We start from the raw sequence: 3222 nt of genomic DNA, 5'->3' as shown, positions 1-3222 counted from the left end.
TTGAAATTATATTTTTTATTTTGGTCTAATATATTTAAATTTTTTAATATTTTTTAAAAATTTTTTAATCAGCAATTAGTAGTCTATAAAAAACTATTAATTGTTCATAAACTATTTATAGCATACTATAATATATATTGTCAACAACAATTTGTAGTTTATAACCAACAAGAAGTATTTAAAACATATTTTTTTTATGCTATAATTGGCTAGAAAGGGGTGATGTTATTGTTAAAATCAAAATTAGCATATAGAATGCTTGATAAAGAAATCAAATCCGTTACTGAACTTGCTAGAAGAATAGAAGTCAGTAGGGATACATTAACTAAGTTATATAACAACAATAAAGTTGATACAGTTAGCTTAGCGATGATTAACAAATTATGTAAATTCTTTAATTGCACAGTAGGGGACTTGATTGAATATGTCCCAGATAGTACAGAAGATTAATCTTAATCTTTCAGTAGTACAGTCCATAAGTTATGAAGAACTTTGGGGAAAGTTGCTTATGAACCATACTACTCAAAGATTGAATTAATCTTTTTTTTGTGTAAAAATTTATTTTAAGGAGTTGAAATTTTTATGGAAAAAAATCAAATTGAAAAAAAGAAAACTTGTTTTATTGTTTGTCCTATATCTGAAGAAAATTCTGACACTAGAAAGCGTTCAGATAAATTAATGAAATATTTAATTGATCCTGTATGTAAAGAATTAAACTTTAATTTTATAAGAATAGATAAAGTTTCTCATAATAATTCTATAACTGAAGAGATTTTCAAGCATTTAAATGAAGCTGAGCTTGTTATTTCTGATATTACAGAGCATAATCCAAATTGTTTCTATGAAAGTGGATATAGAGCGGCTTTAGGAAAACCATTAATTTTTATAAAAAATAAAGATGTTAAAATACCTTTTGATATTGCAAATACTAGAATTTATGATTATGATTTAGATGTTGAAGCAGCAGAAGAATTTAAAAAATCATTAAAAGAAAATATAGAACTTCTAAACTTTACTACTTCAGAAAAAAAAGAAAACTCTTCTAAAGCTGAAAATGATACATTAGCAAAAATATTTAACTCATTGCTAAATATTTATGGGAAAATTGAAGATTTAAGTAAAGAAAATAAAGCTGTAGCTTCATCAAATCAAGTTACATTAGAGCTTTTAAAATTTTTTTCAAATAAAGCACAATCTTTTTCAAAATCTGAAGATGAAATCATATTAGAATTTTTTAAAGAATTAATGAAGCATCCTGATGCAATAAAAAAAATTAAAGAATTAGAAAAGATTGTTAAATAGCTTGTTTTTCATAATTCCATCGTAAAAGCCCTTATAGAAAGCTATTTGGGCTTCTTTTTTTTGAAGTTCTTGATGAAATTTCAATGCTTTTTCTGATGCATATCCCAATTTTTCTTTTAAATCAAAACATCTAGCAATTAAAATTAATAATATAAATTTTTGTTGTGCAGACATTCCTATACCTCCTATACTATTTAGTAGCATAGTCTGTATTTCTACAGACCACACTATTTGAACAAGCTTACTTTTTAGCTAAAAAGCCAAGTTCAAAATAATCTTCCTTGATTGCGTTTAAAAGATCCTCAAAAGAATTTTCGTACTTTACTTTTTGCTCAATAGGGATATTAGGATTTTCTAAAATAGATTTAAAGTTTTCTCTGAAAACTATTTCTAATTTTAGAGATTCACAATTTAACTTCCCTTCACTCTCTAAGGTTTTTACAAACTTACTCAAGACATTTTTTTCCATAATTTTCGCCTCCAATAATTTTTATAAACCTAACAAGTTTTAAAAAGCACCTGTTAGGTGTATAATATAACCAAACTGATTTCTTGTCAAATAAATTTTTTGTAATATACTTTAAAAATAATTAAAAATATTAAAATCTTTATGGTTGTAAGGAGGGAAGTCATGAGAAAAACAGGGGAAGTTTTAAGAGATTACAGACTTAAAAATAAACTTACAATAGAAAAATTTGCTGAAATATTAGATGTGTCTCAAACATTTGTTAGGTTTTTAGAAAATGATACTAAAAGGGTTTCAGAAAGAATGTTAGGAATATTAGAAAAAATATTAAGTGAAAAAGAAATAGTTGAAATTATTGAGTACGAAAAATTCATGAATATTCCTGATTTTTTAAAAACAGCAGAAAAAAAATATAGAAAAAAGGATATTGAAATTGAAACTTTAAATATAAGTTTTCTAAATGAAGAACAAAAAAAGAAAATAAAAGAGTTTTTGTCTTTCTTAGAATATTCGCAACAAGAAGGATATAATAAAATTTAGCCTAAGATTTTACAAAAATAATGTTAAAGTGAAATACAATTAAAAATTAAGGGTTTTTGTAAGGAGTGAACTTCTATGAAGAACACTCCTAATTTTTATAAAAAATTTTAAAAATTAATAAAAAACCTTGACATACACACTAATAATGTGTATAATAATGTTGAGGTGATAACCATATGGGTACAAACTTTAAAGACCTCATCCGCCTAATTGAAGCAAATGGGTGGAAATATGATAGAACTCGGGGCAGCCATTATATCTATGTTAAGAACGGAGTAGCCCTTTCTGTTCCAAGACATAACAAAGATATAGGCAAAGGGTTATATCATAAAATCTTAAAGGAAGCAGGGGTTAAATAACCCCTCCTTTCTCTAAAAAGGAGTTGATAATATGAAAGATATTTATATTTATCCTGCAATCTTCCATTTAGAAGAAGATAATACTTACTGGATTGAATTTCCAGATTTTCCTTTAGCAAATACTCAAGGAGAAAATTTAGAAGATGCCCTGCACATGGCAAAAGATTGCCTAGCAGGATATATAAGCTACATTGAAGAACAAGGTGAAGAAATTCCTAAAGCAACTATTCCTTATACATCTAAACTAGAAAAAAATTCTTTTGTTCAATTGATAGAAGCGTACTTACCTCCTTACAGAGATGAATATTACAACAAAATGGAAAGAAAAAATATCACAATACCAAGATGGTTAAATCAAATAGCAAAAAAGAAAAATATAAATTGCTCAGCACTTTTAGTCAGTGCTTTAAAAAAAGAATTAGGTTTTTTACAATAGCTTTTTATAAAAATCAAATTATTAAATAAAATCCTCTTTAATTTCAACTTTAAAATTAAAGAGGATTTTTTTATTCCTAAGGAAATTATAAAATGAATTTCAAGTCTTCATTTCTGAAA

7 protein-coding genes are annotated in these 3222 nt (G+C 25.6%); 5 read left to right on the top strand and 2 right to left on the bottom strand.

Translation table 11 applies throughout. From position 1 onward, the window contains the following. Positions 1-222 precede the first annotated feature (222 nt). Together Q4A58_RS03920 and Q4A58_RS03915 are read left to right on the top strand one after the other, a co-directional pair. Complete coding sequence (locus Q4A58_RS03920) at positions 223-450, top strand: helix-turn-helix transcriptional regulator (RefSeq protein WP_303116720.1); 228 nt, start codon at positions 223-225, stop codon at positions 448-450. A 132-nt stretch (positions 451-582) separates the two neighbouring features. Continuing rightward, the gene (locus tag Q4A58_RS03915) at positions 583-1302 is read left to right on the top strand and encodes a hypothetical protein (protein WP_303116719.1); all 720 of its coding nucleotides are present in this window, start codon (positions 583-585) and stop codon (positions 1300-1302) included. Here the strand turns inward: Q4A58_RS03915 and Q4A58_RS03910 are convergent. After that, complete coding sequence (locus Q4A58_RS03910) at positions 1282-1476, bottom strand: hypothetical protein (RefSeq protein WP_303116717.1); 195 nt, start codon at positions 1474-1476, stop codon at positions 1282-1284. The two genes, Q4A58_RS03915 and Q4A58_RS03910, sit on opposite strands and share 21 nt — an antisense overlap. A 67-nt stretch (positions 1477-1543) precedes the next feature. After that, entirely contained in the window at positions 1544-1771 is a 228-nt protein-coding gene (locus Q4A58_RS03905; RefSeq protein ID WP_303116716.1) for a hypothetical protein, read from the bottom strand. A gap of 162 nt (positions 1772-1933) precedes the next feature. Here Q4A58_RS03905 and Q4A58_RS03900 point away from each other — a divergent pair, with 162 nt between their 5' ends. The 3 genes from Q4A58_RS03900 (at position 1934) to Q4A58_RS03890 (ending at position 3103) form a co-directional block, all read left to right on the top strand. Then, positions 1934-2308, top strand: a complete 375-nt coding sequence (locus tag Q4A58_RS03900) for a helix-turn-helix domain-containing protein (RefSeq protein ID WP_303116715.1) — start codon at positions 1934-1936, stop codon at positions 2306-2308. Positions 2309-2484: 176 nt separating this feature from the next. Next, entirely contained in the window at positions 2485-2667 is a 183-nt protein-coding gene (locus Q4A58_RS03895) for a type II toxin-antitoxin system HicA family toxin (protein ID WP_303116714.1), read from the top strand. A gap of 31 nt (positions 2668-2698) precedes the next feature. Continuing rightward, on the top strand, positions 2699-3103 hold the full coding sequence (locus Q4A58_RS03890; protein WP_303116712.1) for a type II toxin-antitoxin system HicB family antitoxin: 405 nt from the start codon (positions 2699-2701) through the stop codon (positions 3101-3103). Positions 3104-3222: the final 119 nt, after the last annotated feature.

This window comes from Fusobacterium sp. (assembly GCF_030528405.1).
GTDB lineage: Bacteria > Fusobacteriota > Fusobacteriia > Fusobacteriales > Fusobacteriaceae > Fusobacterium.
The sequence above is the reverse complement of the archived record's forward strand: the minus strand, read 5'-3'. Positions and strand labels throughout refer to the sequence as shown.